Origin of the sequence: Paenibacillus sp. A3 (assembly GCF_001399685.1) — a bacterium.
Classification (GTDB): Bacteria; Bacillota; Bacilli; order Paenibacillales; family NBRC-103111; genus Paenibacillus_G.
Genome location: NZ_JTHN01000111.1, coordinates 33320 through 58447, shown reverse-complemented (window position 1 = coordinate 58447; position 25128 = coordinate 33320). Strand labels below are relative to the sequence as shown.

At 58.0% G+C, this 25128-nt stretch carries 23 protein-coding genes and 1 pseudogene; 8 read left to right on the top strand and 16 right to left on the bottom strand.

The features are described 5' to 3' along the window. Nucleotides 1-18: 18 nt before the first annotated feature. Genes QJ48_RS17600 through QJ48_RS35355 form a run of 5 tightly spaced genes read right to left on the bottom strand, consistent with a single transcriptional unit; the run spans nucleotide 19 to nucleotide 6359 of the window. Entirely contained in the window at nucleotides 19-1005 is a 987-nt protein-coding gene (locus QJ48_RS17600) for a type II secretion system F family protein (RefSeq protein ID WP_237762955.1), read from the bottom strand. After that, complete coding sequence (locus QJ48_RS17595; protein WP_237762954.1) at nucleotides 1002-2450, bottom strand: ATPase, T2SS/T4P/T4SS family; 1449 nt, start codon at nucleotides 2448-2450, stop codon at nucleotides 1002-1004. Before QJ48_RS17595 ends, QJ48_RS17600 begins: the two co-directional genes overlap by 4 nt. Nucleotides 2451-2461: 11 nt before the next feature. Further along, complete coding sequence (locus QJ48_RS17590) at nucleotides 2462-3709, bottom strand: tyrosine-protein kinase family protein (RefSeq protein ID WP_054974855.1); 1248 nt, start codon at nucleotides 3707-3709, stop codon at nucleotides 2462-2464. After that, on the bottom strand, nucleotides 3706-4620 hold the full coding sequence (locus tag QJ48_RS17585) for an SAF domain-containing protein (RefSeq protein WP_054974854.1): 915 nt from the start codon (nucleotides 4618-4620) through the stop codon (nucleotides 3706-3708). Before QJ48_RS17585 ends, QJ48_RS17590 begins: the two co-directional genes overlap by 4 nt. A gap of 35 nt (nucleotides 4621-4655) precedes the next feature. Then, a complete protein-coding gene (locus QJ48_RS35355; protein WP_063858115.1) occupies nucleotides 4656-6359 on the bottom strand; it encodes a serine/threonine-protein kinase in 1704 nt (567 codons plus the stop codon). A gap of 374 nt (nucleotides 6360-6733) precedes the next feature. Here QJ48_RS35355 and QJ48_RS17575 point away from each other — a divergent pair, with 374 nt between their 5' ends. The 5 genes from QJ48_RS17575 (at nucleotide 6734) to QJ48_RS17555 (ending at nucleotide 12375) form a co-directional block, all read left to right on the top strand. Beyond that, nucleotides 6734-7609, top strand: a complete 876-nt coding sequence (locus QJ48_RS17575; protein ID WP_157261669.1) for a carbohydrate ABC transporter permease — start codon at nucleotides 6734-6736, stop codon at nucleotides 7607-7609. Further along, nucleotides 7606-8427, top strand: coding sequence for a carbohydrate ABC transporter permease (locus tag QJ48_RS17570; RefSeq protein WP_054974852.1), 822 nt, complete (start codon nucleotides 7606-7608; stop codon nucleotides 8425-8427). Before QJ48_RS17575 ends, QJ48_RS17570 begins: the two co-directional genes overlap by 4 nt. Before the next feature lie 112 nt (nucleotides 8428-8539). Continuing rightward, a complete protein-coding gene (locus QJ48_RS17565) occupies nucleotides 8540-9931 on the top strand; it encodes an ABC transporter substrate-binding protein (RefSeq protein ID WP_054974851.1) in 1392 nt (463 codons plus the stop codon). A 133-nt stretch (nucleotides 9932-10064) separates the two neighbouring features. Beyond that, nucleotides 10065-11114, top strand: coding sequence for a helix-turn-helix transcriptional regulator (locus tag QJ48_RS17560; protein WP_054974850.1), 1050 nt, complete (start codon nucleotides 10065-10067; stop codon nucleotides 11112-11114). 13 nt (nucleotides 11115-11127) lie between these two features. After that, the gene (locus tag QJ48_RS17555) at nucleotides 11128-12375 is read left to right on the top strand and encodes an MFS transporter (protein ID WP_054974849.1); all 1248 of its coding nucleotides are present in this window, start codon (nucleotides 11128-11130) and stop codon (nucleotides 12373-12375) included. Nucleotides 12376-12439: 64 nt separating this feature from the next. Here the strand turns inward: QJ48_RS17555 and QJ48_RS17550 are convergent, their stop codons facing one another. The 11 genes and pseudogenes from QJ48_RS17550 to QJ48_RS17505 all read right to left on the bottom strand — a co-directional run bounded on the left by QJ48_RS17550 (nucleotide 12440) and on the right by QJ48_RS17505 (nucleotide 22637). After that, entirely contained in the window at nucleotides 12440-14746 is a 2307-nt protein-coding gene (locus QJ48_RS17550) for a glycosyl hydrolase family 18 protein (RefSeq protein WP_082420557.1), read from the bottom strand. Between the two features lie 303 nt (nucleotides 14747-15049). Then, nucleotides 15050-15841 carry an alpha/beta hydrolase family protein gene (locus QJ48_RS17545; RefSeq protein ID WP_054974848.1) on the bottom strand — a complete coding sequence of 264 codons (792 nt, stop codon included), beginning with the start codon at nucleotides 15839-15841 and terminating at the stop codon, nucleotides 15050-15052. Between the two features lie 178 nt (nucleotides 15842-16019). Beyond that, nucleotides 16020-16289, bottom strand: a complete 270-nt coding sequence (locus QJ48_RS17540; protein WP_054974847.1) for a hypothetical protein — start codon at nucleotides 16287-16289, stop codon at nucleotides 16020-16022. 65 nt (nucleotides 16290-16354) lie between these two features. Continuing rightward, entirely contained in the window at nucleotides 16355-16954 is a 600-nt protein-coding gene (locus QJ48_RS17535; RefSeq protein ID WP_054974846.1) for a TetR family transcriptional regulator, read from the bottom strand. Nucleotides 16955-17059: 105 nt separating this feature from the next. Continuing rightward, entirely contained in the window at nucleotides 17060-18223 is a 1164-nt protein-coding gene (locus tag QJ48_RS17530; RefSeq protein ID WP_054974845.1) for a YhgE/Pip domain-containing protein, read from the bottom strand. Nucleotides 18224-18523: 300 nt separating this feature from the next. Continuing rightward, nucleotides 18524-18931, bottom strand: coding sequence for a hypothetical protein (locus QJ48_RS38790; RefSeq protein WP_054974844.1), 408 nt, complete (start codon nucleotides 18929-18931; stop codon nucleotides 18524-18526). Between the two features lie 271 nt (nucleotides 18932-19202). Beyond that, nucleotides 19203-19838, bottom strand: coding sequence for an MBL fold metallo-hydrolase (locus tag QJ48_RS17520; protein WP_054974843.1), 636 nt, complete (start codon nucleotides 19836-19838; stop codon nucleotides 19203-19205). Nucleotides 19839-19878: 40 nt separating this feature from the next. Beyond that, entirely contained in the window at nucleotides 19879-20445 is a 567-nt protein-coding gene (locus tag QJ48_RS17515) for a thioredoxin family protein (RefSeq protein ID WP_054974842.1), read from the bottom strand. A 92-nt stretch (nucleotides 20446-20537) separates the two neighbouring features. Further along, a complete protein-coding gene (locus tag QJ48_RS38785; protein WP_237762957.1) occupies nucleotides 20538-21038 on the bottom strand; it encodes a nuclease-related domain-containing protein in 501 nt (166 codons plus the stop codon). Nucleotides 21039-21077: 39 nt separating this feature from the next. Beyond that, nucleotides 21078-21674: pseudogene (locus QJ48_RS38780) on the bottom strand (DedA family protein); the annotation flags it as partial. Between the two features lie 57 nt (nucleotides 21675-21731). Beyond that, the gene (locus tag QJ48_RS17505; protein ID WP_054974841.1) at nucleotides 21732-22637 is read right to left on the bottom strand and encodes a LysR family transcriptional regulator; all 906 of its coding nucleotides are present in this window, start codon (nucleotides 22635-22637) and stop codon (nucleotides 21732-21734) included. A gap of 184 nt (nucleotides 22638-22821) precedes the next feature. Between QJ48_RS17505 and QJ48_RS17500 the strand changes: the two genes are divergently transcribed. The 3 genes from QJ48_RS17500 (at nucleotide 22822) to QJ48_RS17490 (ending at nucleotide 25117) form a co-directional block, all read left to right on the top strand. Continuing rightward, nucleotides 22822-23310, top strand: coding sequence for an HPP family protein (locus QJ48_RS17500; protein WP_054974840.1), 489 nt, complete (start codon nucleotides 22822-22824; stop codon nucleotides 23308-23310). A gap of 136 nt (nucleotides 23311-23446) precedes the next feature. After that, complete coding sequence (locus tag QJ48_RS17495) at nucleotides 23447-23890, top strand: MarR family winged helix-turn-helix transcriptional regulator (protein ID WP_054974839.1); 444 nt, start codon at nucleotides 23447-23449, stop codon at nucleotides 23888-23890. 18 nt (nucleotides 23891-23908) lie between these two features. Beyond that, a complete protein-coding gene (locus QJ48_RS17490; RefSeq protein ID WP_054974838.1) occupies nucleotides 23909-25117 on the top strand; it encodes an MFS transporter in 1209 nt (402 codons plus the stop codon). Nucleotides 25118-25128 lie beyond the last annotated feature (11 nt).

The window sequence follows — 25128 nt, the reverse complement described above, 5'->3', positions numbered from 1 at the left end:
GACTAATCCATCGCTCGCTTAAAACGCTTTACGGCCCGATTTGATAACCATGGTCATGGAAATAAACATGACGGCGCTGGAAACGATCAGCAGCGACTTGCCTACCGGATCGACAAAATAGTGGCGGTAGTTCGCCCCGTCCGCATAAATATTGAAGCCGACAACGAAGAAAGCGAAGCCGATCATAAAGGTCGTACCGAGCCGGTAAACGGTAATCATAGCGAGCCGGTTCTCTTCGTGCCGCTTGGCAGCCTGCATCTTGCCGACTAAGTGATGCAGCGATTCAGTGACGTCGGTCCCGTAATGCGAGCCGATCAGCAGCAAATCCGCGAGATCGTCGGCCCATTCGCTTTGAATTCGGCGCGCAAACTCGTACAGCGCTTCATCGACCGATTTCATATGAAGCGCGAGCTCCAAGCGTCTCCATTCGCTTTGGACCTCGTCCGGCATCGTCTTCGACGCTTTGACGATCACTTCGGCCAGCGTCAGCCGGGGGCGGTAATGGCCGATCAAGTTCTGCACGAGCATGATCATGCGGTTCGCAATCCGATGACGCTTGCGCTGAACACGAAAACGCACATAAAAATAAGGAAACGAGCCGAGCAAAAAGGCGATGGCGCCGCTGAGCGTCCATACGTGAAAGCTCTGCAGCCGGGCCGCGCCGACGGCAAAACGCTGCTGCATCACCTGCACGGCCGCATCCGAGCCGAAAAATCCGACAAACGCCAGCAGCAGCATGATCGCGCCGATCACCTCAGCCCCGATCTTAAGCTCGGCAACTTCCATTTCCTCTCTCAAATGCCGGATGGGCCTGAGCCCGGTAAACGAGCCTCCAAAGGTTCGGCGGCCGCGATCTCCCCCGAGCGATCTAAAGCGGCGGCGCCGGGCCGCTCCGGCTCCCGTCATCCGCAGCAACCACAACACCAGCAGCAGCGACCCGACGATCCAACAGCCGAAGAGCAGCCCCTTCAGACTGCCTTGAATGAGGTGTGCCGACATGCTCATGCTCCCCATACCCCCAATTCCCGAAACTCGTCGGGATTGGCTCCGTTTGCCACGAGATGGTCCATCAGCGAACGGCTGAACCGCTCACCGGTAAACCTCCACGTCTGCTGCTGAAAATCCCATTCGACGAGCGGACGGATATGTACCGTTTGCCGCTCATCCACGGAAAGCTCCGTAATTTCCGTCGCTACCCGAACCGGCTTTCCGCCGATGCGCACCAGCCGCAAAAACACAATAAGGTTAAATGCCCGGGCTACACGCCGGACAGTATCGGTTTGATCATGCTGCCGACCGTCCTGCTTGATCATATCCACAACGTCGCTGATGAACGAATCCCGATACTTCGTATGCATCGTGCCCATCATGTCGTGGCCACGCAGCGCGCCCTGTACCATCTGGGACACCTCGGAGCCTTTCGCTTCGCCGACGATCACCCAATGCGGGCTCATCACAAGCAATGGCTTAAACGATTCCTCCATGCTTAGTCCGATCTCATCCACTTCCCGGACGGCCAATATGTTCCGGTTCCCCCGCAGCCGCTCGCGGAGCGCGACCTCGAATTCTTTCTCCAGCGTCCGAATCCGTTCGTTCTCCGGTATTTCCTGCGCCAGCGCGAACAAAAACGTCGTCTTGCCGGTCGCCGTGCCCCCGCCGATCAAAAAGCTGGCATGGTAGCGGACCAGCAGGCGCAGGAGACGCGCCATTGGCTCGTTCAAAGTATGTAAATCGGCCAGCAGTTCAAGCGTCACGTCCTTGACGATGAAATTGCGGATATGAATGCTCGGGACATCGGAATAAGGCGGCCGGGTCATCACAAGCCGCGAACGGTTCCACAAATAGGACTGGATGAACGGCTGCCGCTCGTTGATCGGCTTTTTGCCGCACAGCGCCAAACGGTCCTGCAGCAGCAACACGTCGGCAAGCGAAGCGAACCGTCGGGCGTGACGCGTCATTTCTCCGCCGTGGAGCAGATAGATGTCGCAGCCGATGACCTGAACCTCTTCCACGTCGGGCAGCCTGTACAAATCCTCGATCAAACCCGCGCCGCACGTGTCGGCAAATACGCATTCCGTCGGGGTCAACGGCGGCGTCAGCGTGTCCGGCTCGATATCGATGCGATATTCGGTCAGCAGCGTATCGATGACCGCTTTCATCCGTACCTGCGCCAGCGGCTCGCCAAGTCCGGCTTGCAAAATATCCTCGTACAACGCCTGGTCCTTCTTGGAACGCTCGGTCAAATGCTCGTATACCAGCTTCACCGCATCGGCCAAGGGCATCCGCCGCACTCCTTTTTTAGGCCCGGCCGCGTTCGGGCTCGACCACGGGGCAGGCATGCGCTCGCGCGCCTGGTCCGCCTGCATCAGATCCTTCAAATATTGCCCGGCGTCGAAACGGGTTCTCGGGCGCATCCGCCCTCCCGCTCGATGGGCTGTCGGTAATGACAAGTCCGTCCCTCCTATCCGAACAAGGCGCTCAATCTGGAGATCCACCCCGGCTTGCGCCGCCGGCCCGGGGCAAGCTCCATTCCCTGCACGTCTCCTTCCGCACGCTTCGTCAGCAATGCCGCCAGCCCGTCGATCGCTTCCGTGAACGGCTCCGCCTTCGGCATCAAGTAAAGAGGTACGCCTTCATGCACGGCTTTCATGCCGAGACCGCCGGGCGCATTCGGAATCGAAGCGCCGAAAGGCATGTGCAGCGCGTCCGCGATCCGTTCGGGCTTATCGTCCGCCGATGCGCGATTGAGGATCAACGAGATGTCAGACGGAGTCAGGCCGCAATATTTCCAATAGCAGTCAAACCATTCCCGCCAACTCGTGCGGTAGGAAGCATAATTGTTCTGGGCAACGAGCCAGCGGATGTCGGCTCCGCGGACGGTACACACCGTCGCGGCGTTATCCGGGTAGGCGTTCAGATCGACCAGCGTCACGTCGAATACGGATCTGGCCGTTTGCAGCAAATGCCCCATCATTTCCGGCGTCATATCGAGCGCGGTATCGCGGCGGGGCGAGCCGGTCAAAATGTGCAGACCGGTCATCTTCCGATATGTCATGCATGCATCGAGCAGATCTTCCGGCTGTAGCGTATGGGTCTGCAGCTTCGGCCGCAGCTTGAATTGGCTGCGGTCCGTCTCCGTCAAATTCAGCTGCGAGCGAATTTCCGGATTGCGCAGATTCGCGTCGATCAGCCCGACGCGCAGACGGTTCGCCGAAGCCAGCGCAAGCGCCGTATTGACGGCGACCGTCGTCGCCCCGTCCTTACTGCTCGCAGACCAGACGGCAACCACGATGCCGCTTCGTTTATCGCCGGCCGACATGCGGACGCTGCGTCCTTCGACGGAAGCGGCGAGCGCCTCGAACGTCTCCTGCTCCGTTCCGCCCAGCGGCAGAACGGCGAAGCCCAGCGTCTCCGCCAGCCGCGTCAACGCCTCCAGCATGAACGAATCGTATACGGCCTCATCCGGGGCTACAACGACGCGGGCCTGAGGCTGCTTGCGCCGGATCTCCGGCATCCAATCCCAGGGATACGAATCGTAGAACAGACCGGTATGGACGGCGATGACATCGAACGGTTCTTCCAGCCGGGCAAACAATCGGTCACGATGCTGTACCGTCACGATGCCGTCCGAGTCCGGGCCGGAACGGCTTAATTGCATCCCCAAAAGATCCGCCGCACCGGCCTGCGGGTGTGCGAACAATAGATTCATGACGCCGGTTTCACCTCCGTTGCTTTGAGCCCTTGCGAAGCGCTGCCGTTCCCCTGTGCAGCGGCAGGCTCCTTTTCCTTACCGCTGACTTGGCTTCGATTCAGCTCGCCTTTCACTTGAACCTGGGGCTTGGTTTTACTGAACAAATCCGCTTCCTTAAGCTCCTGAAACAATCCCGTGACCGTTCCCGAGGCGGCGGCGGGCGCGGACAAGTCGGGCAGCGCCAGCTTAATCTTTCCGCCGATGCTGCCGAGCACGTAAGCCTCGTACACCTCGTCGTTCATCATATAAGTATTCAGCTCGGGCTTCCCGTTCGGCTTGGAACGGGCATTCTGCAATTGGATTTGGTTCGGCTGAACGACCGTTTCAATCGTCGCTCCGTCCGTGACCTCCAGCCCTTCGGCCGTTTTGACCGCCGTAACCGGGAGCTGCTCGATAATTTTGACCGCGCCGACGCTCCATAGCGCACCGGAGCCGGTCGTGACGAACTTGGGCGTCTCGAATTCGACCCACACGTCGACGCGGTCGCCCCGCCGAACCATATTGTTGACATTGACGGCCGCATCCGTCTTAAAGCTGAAATAACGCTCCCCGGCACGGGGGACCGTACTGCGGTCGGTCAATTTCCACGAAACCAGTTCCTCGCTGTCCGCAATCGGCACAAGCACCGTCTTGCCGATCAACGCATCAGGGTCCGTTACGGCTTCGGAGCTGTGAGCCGCCAGTGGAATGACCGCCTTGCGGAGCATGGAAGCCTCGACAACTTCCCCGCTTTGCAGCATCCTTACCGGTTTGACCGTCGTCATGGTGCGGACTTGAATTTCGGTATGCTTCATGAACTGCCAATATCCATATATCGATCCCGCCATCAACACGCAGCCGAGCGTGACGACGATCCATGCTTTTTGCAAACCGCTACCTCCTCCTGTTTCTCTGGATAAACGGGTTATTTGTCGGATTGGAACAACCGCAGCAGCTTGGCCGCGGGACCGAAATGATTCCGCTCCCGCTGCGCGGGGATCACTTCGTCCGGCAGCCATCGCCGGAGCCACGGCAGCATCGCCTCGCGAAGCGCGTCCCGGACCGGCGGCGTATCGTGCGGCAGCCGTCCTTGCCAGCCGGCCTCGGCGAGCGCCGCCAGATCCACCGCGGGCAGCAGGCAGGCCGGGCGCTGCGGAAGCAAGCGCAGCCACGCTTCCGTTTGCGGCGTCTTCAGCGCCTTCACCGCGAAGCAGTGCAGCCGCCGTCCCGGCGCCAGCCAAGCTTCAAGCTGCCGCAAGCGGCGGCGCGTCGCGGGAAGCTCCAGCTTATGCGCGAAAGGGTCGACGGCGTAGACGACGTCCGTCGCGGTTTCGAGCAGCTCCCGCACCGCGGGATGCTCCCACTGCGCGCCGACGTCGACGATGCACACCGGGAGTCGGACCGCGTGAAACAGCTTCAGCCAGCCTCCGGCGTCAAGCTGCGGTTCTCCCGCGCCAGCGGCGGCCTCCTCGGCGGGCAGCCACAGCGTGTGGCCGTCCGCCCAGGGCCGCTCGTCCGGGCGGCCGCCTTGTCCCGCCGCGTTGTAGCAGCGATACGCCGGCGGCGCGTTCTTGTCCGCGAACAGCAGCGCGGACAGCTCCGCCTGCGGAGCAGGCGGCTCGATCACGGCGTGCGGGACGCCGAGATCGTGAAGCTGCCGCGCGAGCGCGAGCGCGGCGAAGGTGGCCCCGGCGCCCGGGTACAGGGCGCCGACCGCGACCACGAGCGGCGGAGTCCACGCCGCTCCCGCCTGTGGCGGCGCGCCGGCCTGCGCCGCCGGCCGCTGCGGCTGCTGCGCAGCCAGCCGGCCCGCCAGCGCGGCGCCGGCTTCGCGCGCGTCCGCGAAGCGGCCGTCGGGGCTTGCGCGCAGCAGCCGCAGCACGATCGGCGCGAGCCCGGGCGGGATCGCCGCTTCCGCTTCGCGGTAAGGGCTTTGCGGATTGTAATACGCGCCCCCGCTCAGCAAAAAATAAAGCAGCGCGCCGAGGCCGTACAGATCGGTGTGCGGATCGCTCTGCCGCCCGTCGAACTGCTCCGGCGCGGCAAAGCCGACCGTGCCGAGCAGCACCGTGTCGGCGGCTTGCTCCGCTTTAAAGCTGCGGGCGGTCCCGAAGTCGATCAAGCGCACCCGTCCGTCGGCGTCCAGCATCAGGTTGGACGGCTTCAAATCGCGGTGGATGATCGGCTCCGGACGGAGCGAATGCAAATAATCGAGCAGCCCGCACAGCTGCAGCGCAATTTCCGCCGCTTGTCCTTCGGTCATGCGTCGGCCCAGCCGCTCGAAACGCTGCAGCAGCGTTTCCCCTTCGATATAATCCATGACCAGATACAGAAAACCGTGGGCGTTGGCGGGAACGTAATCGACGATATCCGGCAGATTCGGATGACTCAAGCGGCTCATCGTTTCCGCTTCCTTGAGCAGCACGTGCCTCCGCAGCGCCGCCTCCTGGCCGCTTTCCACCGCGGACGGGTCGTCCCCGACATACGTCTCCTTAACGGCCCACCGCTTCCCCTTCAGCTTCAAGTCTTCCGCCAGAAACCCCCGGCTCATCCCGCCGCTCCCCAGAGGAGCCATGATCCGGTAGCGCCCCGACAGCGTCTGCCCCGGCTGTAAACCGTAATGCAGCATGGCTTCGCTTCCCCGCCTTTCGTTCGCAGACCACGACAAAAAACCGCCTTACGCATGCAAATATTGCATGACATAAGGCGGTTCTTCCGCACAATGTAATGAGATTGCTTATAAATTATCATAGTTTTACCAAAATTTCAACAACCGATTTGCCGCCATTTATTTAGACTTTGTAAATTCCTAACGGTTCTCCACAATATCTTAACGTCCAATTAACCTTTGGATAACAACCCCGCTTTATAATTAGCTCGTTCAGACCAGTCCCTGAAAGGAGCGTCCGCATGACCTTGCTCGACCGTAACGCAGCGGTTCGTCCGGCCCCCGGCTCAGCCAAGAGGCAATCTGCGGCAGCCGCCGGCCGGCGAAGCCTGCGCATGATCCGGTGGAAGGAAGCGTCGCTGGCTTATGCTTTTCTGCTGCCTTCCCTTTTGCTGTTCGGTATTTTTCTGTTCTATCCTCTTGTAAAGTCGGTTTACCTCAGCCTGCATTTGACCGACCCCCGGGGGCGCATCGCCGCTTTTGCCGGCCTCGACAACTTCACCGAGCTGCTGGCCTCCGATAAATTTTATGAAAGCTTGAAGGTCACCTTGTCCTTCACGGTTCTTACCGTCCCTGTCGGCATCGCCCTTGCGCTGCTGCTCGCTGCGCTGTCGCAAGGCAAGCTTCGGGGGATGAAAGCCTTCCAGTTCGTTTTCTCGCTGCCCGTAGCCATTTCCGTCGGGACCGGCTCGGTCATCTGGATGATGCTGTATCACCCGACGCTGGGCACGCTCAATTATTTCTTGACGCTGCTCGGCGTGGAACCGGTCCGATGGCTGACCGATCCGGCTTGGGCGCTCGTTTCGGTTTCCATTATGACGATTTGGATGAATCTTGGCTTCAACTATATCGTCCTGCTTAGCGGCTTGCAGAGCGTGCCCGAGGAAATCTACGACAGCGCCAAAATCGACGGTTCCGGCCCGCTGCGCACCTTTTTCCAGCTGACGGTGCCGCTCGTATCGCCGACGCTCTTTTTCGTCGGGATCGTCTCGGTCATTCAGGCATTCCAGTCGTTCGGACAAATTCACATTCTCACCAAGGGCGGCCCGATGAACAGCACCGACGTCATCGTGTTCAATATTTATCAGGATGCGTTCGTGAATTTCCGGTTCGGCATCGGCAGCGCGCAGGCGCTGATCCTGTTCGCCATCGTGCTGATTCTGACCTTCCTCCAATACCGTTTTCTGGAAAGGAAGGTGCATTACCAATGAGTTCGCGCTTGCAAAACGCGTTCGTCTACGCCGTGCTGATCGTCGCTGCGGCGCTGACATTATATCCGGTTCTGTATACCGTCTCGGCCTCGTTCATGACCAATGCGGAATCGGCTTCGTATCCGCCTAAACTGCTGCCTGGCGGTCTGCATTGGGAGAACTATATTCAAGTGCTCAAACAAATTCCGGTCGGCCAGTTTCTCGCCAACAGTTTCCTCGTCTCCGGTACCATCATGCTGGGGCAGCTCGTGACGGCAAGCCTGGCGGCCTATGCGTTCGCATATATGAGATTTCCGGGCAAAAGCTTCCTGTTTGCGCTGTTTCTGTCCACCATGATGATTCCGTGGGAAGTGACGATCATCCCCAATTACTTGACCGTCAAAAGCTGGGGCTGGCTCGACAGCTACCAGGGACTGATCGTGCCTTTTCTGGCAACCGCCTTCGGCACGTTCCTGCTGCGCCAATTTTTCCTGCAGCTCCCGCGCGAATTGTTCGAGGCCGCCAAAATCGACGGCTGCGGCCATCTGCGCAGCTTTGCCCGGCTCGTGCTGCCGCTGGCCAAGCCCGCGCTCGCCACGCTCGGCGTCTATTCGTTCCTGAGCCACTGGAACATGTACTTGTGGCCGCTGCTCGTCACGAACGGGCAATCGATGCGCACGGTCCAGATCGGCATCAGCATGCTGCAATTCGAAGAGCTGACCTATTGGAACGTTGTGCTGGCGGGCGTCGTGACAGTGCTGCTGCCGTCGCTTGTTTTGCTGCTGCTCGGTCTGAAGCAGCTCGTCCGCGGGATGACCGCCGGAGCGATCAAAGGGTAAGACATAGCGCGAGGACCGGCTCTTGGCTCGCTCCGCATGACGGAGTCGACGGGTTTCCAACGCCTCCTCGCTCTATATATAAATAACCAATTAAAGGGAGAGATCAACCGAAATGAAGCACCTGAACAAAAAAAGCATGCTGCTTCTGCTGCTTGCTTTCGTCATGATGTTTATGGCGGCATGCGGAAACGGCAACGGCACGGCGGGCAACGCCGGCGACAAGCCTGCAGCCGGGGGCGCCGACAACAAGGAAGCGCCGAAAGCCGGGGAGCCGGTCAAGGTCGTCTGGTGGCACTCGATGAGCGGCGAGCTGGGCAAAGCGGTGGACAAGCTGGTCTCCGATTTCAACGCCTCCCAGAAAAACGTCGTCGTCGAAGCCGTATTCCAAGGCACCTACGACGAAAGCTTGAACAAAATGAAAGCGTCCATGGATTCCAAAAGCGGTCCGGCGCTCATTCAGGTGTACGAAATTGGCAGCCGCTTCATGATTGACTCCAAAGCGATCACTCCGATGCAAAAATTTATCGACGCTGACAAATACGATGTCTCCCAGCTTGAAGAAAATATTATGAACTACTATACGGTGGACGGCAAGCTGAATTCGATGCCGTTCAACACGTCCAACCCGATTCTGTATTACAACAAAGACATGTTCAAAGCCGCCGGACTTGATCCGGAAAAGCCGCCCGTCACCTACGAAGAAATCGCCGAAGCAGCCAAAAAGCTGACCAAGGACGGCAAAGCTGGCGCTTCCTTCGCCATCTACGGCTGGTTCATGGAGCAGTTCTTCGCCAACCAAGGCGCCGAGCTGCTGAACAACGGCAACGGCCGCACCAGCCCGGCAACGGAATCTTTGCTTGGCAGCGATGCCGGCGTCAACACGATGACTTGGTGGAAGCAAATGATCGACGACAAAACGATGCTGAACCTTGGCCGCAAAACCGACGATACGAAAAAAGCGTTCGCCGCCGGCCAAATCGCGATGACGCTCGATTCGACCGCTTCCCTGCGCGGGATCGTCAGCGCAGCGGAAGGCAAGTTCCAAGTCGGCACGGCCTTCCTGCCGAAGCCGAAGGACGCGAAGGATGGCGGCGTCATCGTTGGCGGCGCGAGCTTGTACATCTTGAACAACCGTTCCGAAGCGGAGCAGAAGGGCGCATGGGAGTTCATCAAATTCCTCGCCGATCCGAAGCAACAAGCTTACTGGCACGTCAATACGGGATACTTCCCGATCACGAAAAAAGCGTATGACGAGCAGCTCGTGAAGGAAAATCTGACTAAGTATCCGCAGTTTAAAACAGCTGTTGACCAGCTGCACCAAACGAAAGCGAACAAAGCGACGCAGGGCGCGGTTATGGGCGTGTTCCCGGAAGCCCGCCAGCTGACCGAAGGCGCGATCGAAGAAGTGCTGAATGGCAAGAAGTCTCCGAAAGAAGCGCTGGACGGCGCAGCTAAAGAAATATCTTCGAAGCTTGCTCAGTACAACAAGACGGTAGCGAAATAACGTTTCACCCGGCCGACGGTCTCCCTAAGGGCAGACCGTCGGTCTTTTTTGAATCTGAATTCTAAAAATATTGAATTATATATTCTAATATTATAGAATATATAGGAATCATTATTTCGGAGAGGTGATTGGGTTGGACATCATTCAAGCCACGGGACGGAAGCGGGAGACGTATCAAGTGCAATTCGAATACTCGCTGCTGTGGGAATGCGCGATGGGGATTGCAGCCGTGACAAACACGCCGCTGCTCCATACGTTGGGGAAGCCGACGGAACATTGGGAGCGACTCAAAGCCTTATTATCCAAAGAGCTGCTGGGGCACTTGGCTTTTGTAGAAAAGCATAATACTTGGAAAGCTTTGCTCCAGTTGCTCCACCAGCAAGCGTTTGCTTCCCTGCCCGCGTTTCTGGATTATATCGAGCGCTTGGCCCCGGAGGAGTTGAAAACCATCTGTCTTCCCTACTTGGGAAATGAGCACCAGGATTCGCGCAAACAGGCGGCTTCCGGCAGCAGGAAGGCCGTACAAGAGCTGCAGGAACTAACAAGCGGGAACCCGTTTTTCCCGGCCTATATCGATTTTATCTGCACAACCGATCCGGCAAAGCTGAAATGTCATCTCGCGGAGGTGATGGCAGGCTGGTACGAGGCGGTTATCGAGCCGGAAGCGGAGCAGCTCCTTGCCGTTTTGACCAGAGACTGCAATGCCAAGCGCAGCATGCAGCAAAGGATGGCCCCGGAGGAGCTTGTCGAATGGGCCACGGGCGGGGTCGCGTATTCACCGGAACCGAGCGTTCACCGGGTGCTGCTCATCCCGCAAATCATCTATCGGCCCTGGACCATCGAAGCGGATATCGAAGGAACGAAGGTGTTTCATTATCCCGTAGCAAGCGATAGCATCCACCCTGCAGACAAATACCTGCCCGACGCCTCGCTCGTTCTAAAGCATAAGGCGCTCGGCGACGAAATCCGGCTTCGCATCGTCAAGCTGCTGTCCGAAGAGGACCGGAGCCTGCAAGATCTGACGGATCGGCTGAATATCGGAAAATCGACGATTCATCATCATTTGAAGCTGCTCCGTGCGGCAAGGCTGGTCGACATCCGCGATGCCAAGTATCGTGTCAAAACGAATGCCATCGATACGCTGGCCCAGGAGCTGGCCGATTATTTACGACAAGGCGAATAAAGGTGGACGGAATATGGAAGCATCGGCTGCCGGACGAAGCCACGAGCCTTCGCTGCCGGAATTCAAAAAAAATTACCCTGTCTTCCGCTTCGTAGGAAGCAGCTTTATTTCCTACTGCGGAGATCAAATTCAGCTTATCGCGATTCCCCTGCTCGTTCTGGCGATTACGGGGTCACCGGTCAGCATGGGAATCGTTACGGCGCTCGAACGTCTTCCGGTGCTGCTGCAGCCTTTGACCGGCGTCTGGTCCGACCGGTTGAACCGCAAAATGTTACTGCTGCTCTGTGATCTGGGCAGAGGTGTCATTACGGGGCTGTTGGGCCTTCTGTTCATCATGGATTCGCTGGAAATGTGGCACGTGTACATCGGCGCCTTGGCCGCAGGCGTGCTCGGTCAAATCTATACGACGGCGCAAATCGCCTCCGTGCCGAATCTCGTCCGAAAAAGCGATCTGCAGACGGTGAATGCGGTCAATTCGGGTTTTGCGAACTTGGCCGTTCTTGCAGCGCCCGGTCTGGGAGGAATGGTAATCAGCTTATACAATCCCGGATATGCGGTGCTCGTTAACAGCGCCACTTTTTTCATCTCGTTTCTGACGGTTCTCAGCCTTCCCATCCGGCGTACGGCTGCAGGCTCCAGGACGGCAAACGGCATTTTTGCGGATTTAAAAGAAGGCTTTCAATTTGTCGTGCGGACGAAGCCGATTTTATTCACGAACCTGGCGATGCTCGTATCCGTCTTCGGAACGACTCTGTTCCTGACGATGATGGTATTTCATCTCAAAGAAACGATTCAGCTGCCTGTCGGCCGCATCGGCTGGCTCTTGTCCGCGGGAGGACTGGGGGCAGTCGGGGGAGCGCTGGTGACGGCCGTGCTGCGAAAACGGTTCTCTTACCGGACCATTTTATTCGCCGCATCCTGTCTGGGCGGGTTGTCCATCATCGTCTTCAGCCAGTCGCAGACTTACGCTGTGCTGCTGCTGTCGAATGCAGCCGGGACGATCGCCGCCTCCGCCATGAATCCGTGCATCGTGACGATCCGGCAAACGTTGACGCCCGACCGGCTGTTAGGACGCGTTCAGGCGACGAGCCGGTTTATGACGTGGACGCTGATGCCGGTGGCGGCTTTTTTGGCCGGTGTGCTGGCCGAACGGCTCGGGACGCATGGGACCATTTTGCTGGGCGGCTTGCTTTCCACGGCCGGTTCGCTGCTGTACCTGCACCCGTCGTTAAAGGATAAACAAAAGACCTCCGCCCGATGAGGGCGAAGGCCGGAAATCATTAGTGCGGTACGAAGCGTATGCGGTGCTCTTGTTGTCGGGTGTTTTACGGATTCAGACCGTTTTTCACGATCGTTTGCAGCGTTTTGTTGCGGTCCTGCGTTACTTCCCACGTCATGGCGCCGGCAAGGCCTTTGGACTTGATGTAATTGACCTTATGCTGAATCGATTCGGCGTCGTCGTACGAGATGAAGATGCCGCCGTTCGGCTGATACAGGAACGGTGTTTTGGTTACGTTGTTCCAGTAGCGCGTATAGCCGTTCTTGTTGATGTAGTTGGCTTCCAGATCGTAGAAGTCGAACGATCCGTTCTCCCACGTTCCTTTCTGGGATACGCCGGCGCACTGTTGATACTGGCCGTTGTTCGCCGAGGCGCAGCCCTGCCAGCCTTTGCCGTAGTACGGGATACCGAGCACCAGCTTGGAGGCGGGCACGCCGGCGTTCAGATGATTGGCGACCGCCTTGTCGACGTTGAAGTTGACCGGATCTTCGCTGTTATCCGCCGGGTCGAAATAGAGCGGAGCGTTGTGTCCGGACTTGGATTCCCAGCCGCCGTGGAAATCGTACGTCATGATGTTGATCCAGTCGAGCGTTTGCGCGATCTTGGACAGCTCCGTGTTGTTCACGTAGTTCGGGCCTGCCCCGGAAGCAATCGTAAGCAAGTACTGCTTGCCGTCGGCCGCACCGGCGGCATTCAGCTCGCTTCTGACCGCCTGCAGCAGCAGCGTGAAGTTTTGCTTATCCTCCGGACGCTTGCTGTTGCCCGCCAGACCGCCGCTGACCGGGTACTCCCAATCGAGATCGACGCCGTCAAATTGGTATTTGCGGATGAAGTCAACCGCCGACTTGGCAAAATTGGACCGTGTCGCCGGATCGGCCGCCACGTCCGAGAACCGGTTGGACCAGCTCCAGCCGCCGACGGAAATGAGCGTCTTCAGATGCGGATTCGCCTTCTTCAGCTTGATCAATTGATTGAAGCTGCCCTTGAGCGGCTGATCCCACGTATCTCCTGGATACGACATGCCGGTATCGGCCCAAGTATCGCCCTGAACGATGGAGCCGTTCGGTACGTTGATATTGCCCTTTTCATCGGCGCAAGCCCAGGTTTGCGGGTTCGGTCCCGTCGGGTCCGGGTTGCCGTGTCTGCCGTTCCAGCAAATGTCCGCGAAGGCATAGTTAATATGGGTGACCTTCGAAGCGTCGATTTCCGGCACCTTGAAGTTACGTCCATAGACCGCCCAAGCCGGGTAATACGTGACGATCTTCTTACCGCCGCCGCCGTTGCCGGATGTCGTAACCGTGACGGCATTGCTCGCAGCGGATACGTTGCCGGCAGCGTCTTTAGCTTTCACCGTAAACGTATACGACGTCGAAGCCGTCAGACCGGTTACGGTATACGAAGTCGTGGCAACGCTTCCAACAAGCGTTCCGCCTTGGTACACGTCGTATCCCGTTACGCCGACGTTATCGGTCGATGCCGTCCAAGCTAGCGTCACGCTGCTCGATGTTACATTGGAAGCGCTAACACCTGTCGGCGCCGTAGGCGGTGTCGTGTCGTTCGACGTCCCGTTCGTCTTCACGGTGACGGCATTGCTCGCAGCGGATACGTTGCCGGCAGCGTCCTTCGCTTTTACCGTAAACGTGTACGAGGTCGACGGCGTCAGGCCGCTCACGGTATACGAAGTCGTGGCAACGCTTCCAACAAGCGTGCTGCCCTGGTACACGTCATATCCCGTTACGCCGACATTGTCGGTCGATGCCGTCCAAGTTAGCGTCACGCTGGTCGACGTTACGTTGGAAGCGCTAACACTTGTTGGCGCCGTTGGCGGTGTCGTATCGGTAGGAGCTCCATCCGTCGTGACGGTGACGGCATTGCTGGCGCCGGATACGTTGCCGGCGGCGTCCTTCGCTTTTACTGTAAACGTGTACGAGGTCGACGGCGTCAGGCCGCTCACGGTATACGAAGTCGTGGCAGCGTTTCCAACAAGCGCTCCGCCTTGGTACACGTCATAGCCCGTTACGCCGACGTTATCGGTCGATGCGCCCCAGGATAAGCTGACGGTGGTCGATGTTTTGCCGCTAACGCTCAAATTGGCTGGTGCGGTAGGAGGCTGGGTATCCGTCCCGCCGCCGCTATGCAGCTTCCACAGGGCGGGAACGTTCGGCGGTTCCCATCCGACGAGCGAGGTGTGGGGTTGAATACATTGGTAATCCGAGCCTCCGTAGGAGACAATGTCACCGGCTTTGTACGAGGTATTCGGCGCCCAAGCCGCAGCGGCGAAGGCAGCCGCAGGCAGCAGCGAAGCCAGAAGCACGACGATCAGCAGCAGCGCCCAAGCTTTTCGTTTCATCATTAACTACAACAGCTCCTTTGTTAACGTTTTACTTTCCGGCATACAGTCCTTAGCAATCGGGCTGACATCAGCGTCGGTTATCGGCAGGTATCCCTCCTCTCATCATTCTAGCTTCCATTATCAGGGATGGCTCCCATGTTGTAACGGATAATTTCCTCCAGAAAGAGGGGTAAATTTCTACAAGATCCCTGTGAATACCCGGATAACCGGCAGAGCCGTCCTTGGCTTATAAGAACAATCAACAAAAAAAGCTTGGATAAGCCCGCCAAACGGACCATACCCAAGCCTATAAGTCGATCCTTTTTAGTTGTTCGCCAGATCATTTTCCAGCGGTAGCCAATTCAGCACGCTTTGAATTTTACGGTCCCAATAGCCCCAATCATGCGCCCCGGGCTCCTCCTCGTAAGTAAGCTCTAATCCGAGCTCCCGGCAATGCTCGCGGAAACGGACGTTGTCCCCGTACAAGAAATCTTCCGTACCGCAGCATTGATACAGCTTCGGCCGCTTCACGTCCGAACGCGCCAATCCGGACGCCAGTCCAAACAATTCGTTATCGCTACCGCGCAGGCTTTCCGCCGACCCGAAAATCGCCGCCGTTTCTTCCCGGGACAGCCGCTCCCGCGCCATCGCTTCGATATCCGTTACGCCGGACAAACTGGCGGCCGCCCCGAACCGCTCGGGATGACGGAGCACCAGCTTCAGCGCGCCGTATCCGCCCATCGACAGGCCGGCCACAAAGGTGCGTTCCCTCTCCTCTGCCAGCGGGAAGAAAGACCTCGCCAGCGCGGGCAGCTCTTCGCTGACGAACGTCCAGTACTTCGGACCGCTCGCCATGTCCGCGTAAAAGCTGCGATGCACGGCCGGCATGACAACCGCGAGTCCGAGCGGGGCCGCGTAGCGTTCGATCGATGTCCGGCGCAGCCAGATCGTATGATCGTCCGAGAGGCCGTGCAGCAAAAACAGCACCGGATGCTTGCCTGCCGTACTGCGGTTGTTCAAGCCGATCTGTCCCACCGTCGTCTGAGGCAATAAAACGTACATCGACGTGGACAGGCCGAGCGATTCGGAGAAAAAATGACAATCGATAAAAGCCATGTAAAGTTACCCTCCCCGTTGTAGCGGATCGTATCGTATCCCGTCATTTCCCAAATCCAGTATACCGCTTCGGACAAAACCGTGCCAACGAAAACCTTGCTCTTGAAGCGATGGAAGCAGGATAAGCGGCTGCACGTAAAAAAAGCCCGGCTCATCCGAGCCCGGCATCCGATTCGACTTACGGCATCCGTCTCCGCTTGCGGACCGATGCTTTTCTGCGTTGCTTACTTCCGAACGACCTGTTTCTTGCGGCCTTCGCCGCTTCGCTTAGCCTCACTTGCTGCTGCTCCGCCGCCGCGTTCGCCTCGGCAATCAGGTTGGCCGCCTGCTTCAGCATCGGAGACATCTGCTTCGCCGACTGGTAGATCGAATTGATTTTGTCGAAAGCGATCAAAATTTCATCCAGGCTTTCGTTGACGCTGCGGAATACCGTAGGCAGCTTGCTCACCCTGCGTTCTCCCCTCTCGTTTATTCTTCTCTTGCTCTATTGTATGGGAGAGGCGCCCGGAAGGTTCAGGCGGGTGACCCGGGCGCGCCAAGCGCCTTTAAAATAAAATGCAGCGTGTGCTCCACCGTCTCGTCTACAAGCAGGTCATGCAGCGACAGCAGCGTCCGGCCGCAGCCGATTTGCTTGTGAGCCAACGTCGCGCCCATGACGAACAATAACGCTTGGTCCAGCGATTCGTAGTGAAACAAACCTTCCTTCCGGCCTTGTTCCAGCAACATGCGGGCCTTGCTCCAGACGGGAGAGGTAAAGGAGTTTACCACCTCGGCACGCGGCGTATTCAGAACCATTTCTTGTTGAATAATCGTGCTCAGCTCCCGGTCGGTGAGGCTGAAGCGGATGATTTCCCGGATAATGAGACTTAGCCCCTGAACCGGGTGAGCAATATGATCTTCTTGCTCGGAGAGGTGCCGGCCTGGAAAAAAGTGCTCGAAAATGGCATGGAACACCTTTTCCTTGCCGCCGAAATAATACGAGACCAAGGCGACGTTCGCGCCCGCCTCCTCGCAGATTTGCCGGACGCTCGTCCCTTGGAAGCCTTGCCGGGAAAACAGCTTCTTGGCGGCGTATAAAATACGCATTTTCATATCCGTTTCCGTCTGGGTCAACTGATGCGTCCCCTTCCGTTTTGACTCTAGGTTTCATTATTGTACCACAAAACCGGAAGACGAGCGGATCGCGCCCAAGCTTCCGGAAGCTACGCGGTTTCCAAACTAGGCGTTAACGGCCGCCGCCCCCTTCGGCTGCACAACGGCACGTCCTTCCCTGCGAAGCCCGGTGGCCGCCAAGCCGACAACGAGGCAGCCGAGCATGATGGCGACGAGCGCCCCCGCATCGGCCGATACGGACGGACCGCCGAACAGCAGGTTCATGCCGCCTTCCACCGCATAGGTCGCAGGCAAATATTCGCTAAACGTATGATAGAAGCCCCCGAGCAGTTCCCTCGGCACCATGGCCCCCGACGACACCAGTTGAATCGACAGCATCGCAATATTGAAGAGCATGCCGGCCATTCCGAAGACGATAAGAAACATTTGCGAGAAGAACATGAACGTCATCAGGAACAACGCTTGGAACAGCCACAGGGATACGAAACCGGCAGCCGTCTGACCGCCCATCGCCATAACCAATGACGAGCCGATCAGCGCGATGACTACGGCGGATACGATATTGATGATCACCCGGGCGCCGAACTTGGTCCATCGGGAGAAGCTCGGGCCGAGCATAGCGGTCGCCTGCTGTACGTTCATCCCCATAATCATCGCGCCGACGTAGGAAGCGAGCACCATCATCATCGGCACCATTTGATTGTGCATGCCTACAACCGGGTTGATCGACTCGATGTTGGGCTGCACCTTATCGGATATCCCTTGCGCCATGCTTTGCGCTTGAGCCGCGGGCATGTTCGCTTGAACCAGCACAGCCTGCATGCCCATCGCCGCCGCTTCCTTGCCGACCGTAGCGGTTACTCCGTTCGCCGCGCCCTGCATGATGCTTTTGATCAACGCGGGATTGGATTCGTTGATGAAATAATCGATCTGTGCCTTCTGGCCTTGCGCCTGCAGCTGCTTGGAGAAATCGGCCGGAAGATGAAGCACCATCTGTACCTCCCGGTTATTCAGCTTCTCTTGAGCCCGGCTCAGCGACGGCTCGCTTATCATGCGAAACGGAAGAGACGCTACAAGCTGCTCCTCCACCCGCTTGCCGACACCCTGATCCTCGTTAACGACGGCGATTTTGAGCTGCTTGACGTTCTCGTTCACTCCTTGATAACCGGACATCCAAACGAGGCTGAAAATTATTTGGAACATCATCGCCGTAACGATCCCGATCATCGTCGGCGGCTTTTTCAAATACGCGCGCAAAGCTTGAAACATCGTGTACTCTCTCCTCTTGTTATGTATTTTTAATTAAACATTTATTTAAATTAAACGTTTGTTTAAAACAATAACATGTCAAATTTCGTCCTGTCAACACCTTTTTCCACCCTCGCAAGGCTCCCTGCACTCTTTGCGGGATGGGACGGTTTCGCCGATTGCGATCGAACCGTCGTAACGCGCGGCAATCAACGAGCTGTGCTCGGATCGGAGGACGACCGGGCGTTACCGCAGGGAGCCTTGGCATAGCGGCGATGGAGCCGATAGAAAACTACCGAGCATGACCGCCTGCGCTACGCGTCAGCAATGGTGACGGTGCTTGCTGCGCAGGACGATGACCAACAAAATAAACAAGACGAGGATAATGCCTGTCGATGTCCCGCACCCGAACCAAGGATAAAAACGGCGTCTTTTCTTCTTCTTCGGGCAATAAATGTTGACCGTCTCATAGGTGGTATGAACATTTGCCGTTGGATATATCGGCTGCGGCGGTGCTGCGAGAGGGGCGAAGGAAGTCGGCATCGGCGGAATGTTCGACATCGGCGCTATATTCGGCGTCGGTGCCGCAAAAGGGGCAATGTTCGGCGTCGGCGCCGCGAAGGGCGCGATATTCGGCCCTGGCGCCGAAAACGGCGATACACTCGGGGTAGGCGGAAAATTCGACGATAATGGCGACATCATGCTCTGTTTAGGTTGAAACTTTTCCATACAGATGAACACCTCCATGAAATTTACCCAAATTGCAAAGTCGGCAGCGGCGCCGTCTCTGCAACCTGCAGTCGCTTGGACTGGTTACGTGTTCCCATCGAACACACCATCAGTCTATGGTGTAGCACCCATAGGGAACACGGTATTCACCTAGCCGGGCAAAATTAGACGCTTGCCCCGACCGCTGCCATTCGCGCAAATCCCCTATGTTTTGCCGCAACGCAAAACGACCGCCGGAAACCGGCGGCCGATTGACTGGATTAAATATCGTTTAAACGTAAGGGTTATGCTCGCGTTCGTAGCCGATCGTCGTCCGGCTTCCGTGCCCGGGGTAGACGATGGTCTCATCCGGCAGCTTGAACAGCTTGTCATGAATCGAATCCAGCAGATCCTGATAATCGCCGCCGGGCAGATCGGTGCGCCCGACCGACAGCCGGAACAGCACGTCGCCGCCGAACAGATGATTTCCGTACAACAAGCTGACGCTTCCAGGGGAATGGCCCGGCGTATGCAGCACTTTGAAGACGATCCCGAGCAGCTTAAGCTCCTGTCCGTCGTCCAGCGCATACTCCGCCGGGTCGGTCGTGATCGGCCCGCCCAGCTCCGGCCACATCACGGAGCCGTTGCGCTTCGGGTTCGTCAGCCATTCCGCTTCCGCATCGTGCAGGTACACGGGGCAGCCCTTCAGACGGCGCACGGCGTCCACGCCTCCGATATGATCGAAATGAGCGTGAGTCAGGACGATCGCTTCGATCTCCATGCCTGCGATTCGCTTGAGCAGCGGCTGCGGGTCCATCCCCGGGTCGATGACGAAACCACGGTTCTCCTCGGGCAGGGAGACGAGATAAGCGTTTGTTTGCAGCGGCCCGAGCGGGAAGGTTTCGATTTTGATTTGCTTCGTTTCCATACGGTGGACGAGCTCCTTTACATATACGTCGGGTGTCGGATTAGAATGAGGATAGCAGCTCGCGCAGTTCTTTCACGATCACCGTCTGGTAGCCGGTTCCTTCGCCGTACTGCTTGACCATTTCCTGACGGGCGATCTGGATTTTGTCGTTATAATCCGGCGCTTCACGGTCCGGGTTTTCCTGCTTGAACTTCGTCATGACCGCCTGCACGTTCGCCGGGCGCGGCCCCCAATGGCCGAGGACGAAACCGCTGAAGTCGGTAAAAATCACGATCGGAATCGCTTCACCGCCTCCGGTCAAAAACTGGGCCATCACGTCCGGATGCTCTTCCTTGATCAGCACTTCCGTCGGGATGCCGGATATTTCGAGCGCGCGGAACACGGCAGGAACGTTGCGCACCACGTCGCCGCACCAGTCCGCCGCAAGGATCAGGCAGCGAAGATCGTCGCGGTTATTGAGCGATTCGAAAAACTCCTTGTCCTCTTCGCTTTCCCATACGAACAGATCGTACCACTCTTTGAATTTCTCCTGATTTTTCGTCATGCCGTCCGTAAACTGCTGCGGGGACAAGCCTTGGCGCAGCTTGGCGCTCAAGTTTTTGCTCATAACGTTTCTCCTCCTTCGGAATGGTTCACACTATGGTTCATTGTACCAAAAAAAAGAGTCCGCTCCAATCAAAAGGAAACGGACCGGGCACGCTATTTGCTGTTGTCTTTGATCAGTTTTTCGATGGACGCTACCTCGGCGGCGCTTAACGTCCGCTTCGGCTTGTAGGTCTTGATGTGATGGACGAGGCGGTCCAGCTTGAGCGTCGCAAAAGCCGGGCTCGTCCCGACAAGACGGCAGTTCGGGTGGGTGAAGCATACGATGCCGACCAAATCGGCCTGTATCCGGTGCTGCTTGAACAGCTCCTTCAGCACGTACTCATGCCGGTACAGCTGCGCCGTCGGATCCTGGCTGTGCGGCTCGTCCTGCTTTCCGCGGTCGGACCGCGATTTGACACGTTCGACCCCTTGACCCGTAAAATGAATGTCCCCCGACCAATGCTTCGAGTCGATATGAAACACTCCGTTAGGCCCGACCACGATATGGTCGAATTCCTGCGTGCCGCCGCCTGCATGTACGCGGCGTCCGTGCAGGACGCGGTATTCTCCGCCGATATATTTGAGCTGATGGGCCGTGCTTTTCTCGCCTTCCACGCCGTAGCCGTTGTTCGTGTCGGTGAGGTGGCCCTTTTTGCCGGACTTCTTGCGGGTCAGCACCTTCCACAGCACATACAGCACCGTAATGACCGCAACCGCGATCAGAACAGGCTTCGTGTAAGGAGCGGCCACTTCGTCAATCTGTTCCCAGTTATCTCCAAGCGCCCGTCCAAGGTAAACGAACAGAATCGCCCAAGGAATCGTGCCGAGAAGCGTATAGAACAAAAACTTCCACATGGGCATCCGCGCCATGCCCGCCGGGATGGAAATCGCCTGCCGCAGCACGGGGACGAACCGGGCCAGGAACACCATGCCGGGACCGTAACGGTTGAACCAGCCCTCCGCAATATCGAGATGCTTGCTCTTCAGATGGAGAAACTTGCCGAATTTGTTCAAGGCCGGCCGGCCGCCGTAACGCCCGATCCAATACAAGATCACTTGTTGAAACATGCAGCCGATCGTGCCGAACACGATCGCGCCGATCAGGGATACTTCGCCGCGGGAAACCAGGTACCCTCCGTAAGCGAGGACGATTTCGCTCGGAATCACTTCAAGCATCAAGCCCAGCAAAATTCCCCATACGCCCAGCCCTTCGATAAACAGAAGCGCCGATTGAATCAAGTCATGCAGCATTGCTCAGCCCTCTTCCTCTCCGAATACGTATTTGTCCGTTCTCTCTCTCAACCAATCCTATTCTATCATAACCTCTTTCATGCCGCATCCCAGCAAATATCGGTGCAGCAGTTGCGCCGCCCGGCTTGCCTCGCGCGGCTTGTGGCGGATCAAGCCGTGGCAGATCGGCTGCCTGCCGAGCGGCACGCACTCCGCCAGCACGCCGGCCGCAAGCTCAGCCGCGACGGCGGAATGCGGGACGAGCGCAAGCGCCCAACCGCTGCAGGCGGCGCGCTTGATCATGTCCATCGAGGCGAATGCCGCCCGCCCGGCCGGAGCCGTGCGCTGCGCGGCAAGTTGAGCCTCGGCGGCATGCGAGTACATGCAGCGTTCGCCGAAGCCGGCGACGCGCATCCGGCGGATCGCGCTCCAGCCCTCGCGGCCGATGGCCTCCGCCTCGCGCGGCGCAGCAATCCACATCAGCTCGTCTTCGAGCAGCGGATCGAACGCGAGATCCGCGGCGCAGGGGTCGGCGGGAACAAGCCCCATATCGGCCTGCCGCGACCGGACGGCTTCCAGCGTCTCCGCTTGAAAACCGGCTTCGACCTGCACATCGATGTCCGGATAAGCATCCATGAACGACCGAAGCGGTCCCCACAGCGCAGCCGAGGCGAACGATTCCAGCACCCGCAGCCGTACGGTTCCCCGGGGGGCGCCCTCCTCGTTCATTTCTTCCTCCAACTCGCGTCCGAGCTGCATAAACCGACGCGCGTAGCCCTCCAGCCTGCGGCCCGCTCCGGTAAGCTCCACGCCGCGGGGAAGCCGGTCGAACAGCTTCTGCCCGGCCGCTTCTTCCAGCTGACGCATTTGCGAGGTTACCGTGGACTGTACATACCCGAGCCGCTCGGCGGCTTTGCTGAAGCTTTTCTCTTCCAGCACGGCAAGGAACGTCACCAAAAAACGGCCTTCCAATTTCTCGATCATACGTTATACGAACTCCTTTTTCCCAAGGTTTCATGAACGGACGAAAAAATGCGGGAAACGAAATATAGGTATCGATTAATTGAATCGATAATATCGATAACATTCGTTTCACAAATGGATCACTTTCATGCTAGCATAACGTTAATCATTTCGTCCAGAACGATTGGATAAAGGAGAATGCCCCATGAACCCATCCTCGACAACGCAGTCGGCGCTGCGCAAAGGAATCGCCTACGGGCTGCAGGGAGCCGGCGCGTTCCTTGCCGTGCTTGCCGCTCTGCTGCTCGGGCAATGGAGCGAAATCGCGCTCCTGATGGCTCCCTTCGGCGCCTCATGCGTGATCGCTTTCGCGATTCCCGACAGCCCGCTTGCCCAGCCGCGCAGCATCGTCGGCGGCCATCTGCTCAGCACCGCCATCGGGCTTGTACTGCTGCACACGGCAGGCTTTCACGCCTGGTCCGCCGCGCTTGCCCTGGGATTGTCCATCATGGCGATGCAGTGGACGCGTACGCTGCATCCGCCTGCCGGCGCCGATCCGCTCCTCGTCATGATGGCTGGTTCCGCCTGGAGCTTTTTATGGAGCCCTGTGCTGCTCGGCTCCCTGTTGATCGTTGCCGTCGCCTGGGGCTACCACCGGGTATGCCGCCGCACGTATCCGCAGCGCTGGATATAGTAGACCCGTCGCATCGACAAACAAAAACAGATTTCGACACGGACATTTGCGTCCGTTGTCGAAACCTGTTTACTTTTTTACATGTCAGACTTATAATTGTTGTGACAATTAATTCGGAATAAAGGAAGTGCTGCGATTGAATCCTAACCTGCACGAATGGTCGATCGGCTTTATTATCGGCCAAACGCACCGGAAGATGCTGAACGTCTTGACCTCGCGGCTGAAAGAGCACGATATGACGCCGGAGCAGTTTTCGGTGCTGTGCCGCCTGCACGAATCGGATGGCATCAGCCAGAAAGAAATCGCCGACCGTACGGTGAAGGATCAGCCTACGACCGCGCGCATCCTGGACTGTCTCATCCGCAAACAACTGGTGCGCAAGCAAACGAGCGAGACGGACCGGAGATCGTTTCTCGTCTATTTGACGGAGCAAGGCCGGCATAAGCTCCAAGTGCTGATGCCGATCGAACGGCAAACGCTTGAAGACATTTTCTCTTGGATGCCCGAATCGGAGCTGGAAGCCTTCAGACAGACTCATCTGCGGCTGATCGCCCATCTGGATACTCTACCGAAACCTTAAGACTAGGAGAATCGCTTCATGAAGGAACAACAAGACCTACCCGCTTCGAAATTATGGACCCGGGACTTCGTCCTGCTTACGGTCAGCAATTTATTTTTGTATTTGAATCTGCAAATGATCACTCCGGCGCTGCCCGCCTATGTCACCGAACGGTTCGCAGCAAGCCAGTGGACCGTCAGTCTGGTCATCAGCCTGTTCGCTTTAGCGGCCATCGTCACCCGCTTCTTCGCCGGCAACTGGCTTAAACGCGGGCGGACCGCCGTCATCCTGCTGCTCGGCCTTGCCGTCTATATGCTGGCAACGGCGAGCTATTATGCCGCCGGCACGCTGGCTTTATTTCTGCTCGTCCGCATCTTGTACGGCATCGGATTCGGCGTATCCAGCACGGCGTTCGGCACGATGGTGTCCGATATCATTCCGATCCGGCGGATGGGCGAAGGGATGGGGTACTTCGGCCTGTCGACGAGCCTGTCGATGTCGGCCGCGCCGGTGATCGGGCTGTGGCTGCTCGGCAGCTACGGGTTCGGCACGCTGATCCTCGTCTCGACGCTGCTCGCGATCTTGATCATCCCGCTGTCGCTGCTGATCCGCGGCACCTCGTCCGCTCCGAAGCCGGCAACCGCCCCTTCACCGGCCGCTGCTCCGGATACGCGCGGAACGTACAGACAGGTGGCGCTGCCCTGTTTTCTGAACATGCTGCTCTCGATTACGTACGGGGGCTTGATCAGCTACCTCGCCTTGTTCGGCAAGGAGGTGCATATCGGGAACGTCGGTTGGTTCTTTCTCTGCAACGCCGGAGCGGTGCTGCTCGTTCGCCCGGTCGCCGGCAAAATTTTCGATAAAAAAGGCCACATCGCCGTCCTGCCTCCCGGCGCGCTCATGGTGGCCGTCGGACTCGTCTTGCTGTCATATACATCCAGCATGACCGGACTTCTCGCCTCGGCATTGTGCTACGGCATCGGCTACGGCATTTTGCAGCCTTCGCTGCAGGCCTGGACCGTGAAGCAAGTAAGCCCGGAAATGCGCGGTACAGCAAACGGAACGTTCTACAACTCGATCGATCTCGGGATTGCGCTCGGCTCCCTGCTGCTGGGCGGCATCGCTTCGGGGACAAGCTATTCCACGATGTATCTGCTGTCGGCGCTGGCGATGCTTCTGTTTCTGGCCATCTACGTCTCGGGTACGCTGGTCAAAGGCAAGCCCCAAGCGGCCGCGCTGCGTAAATAACGGTGTGTCGC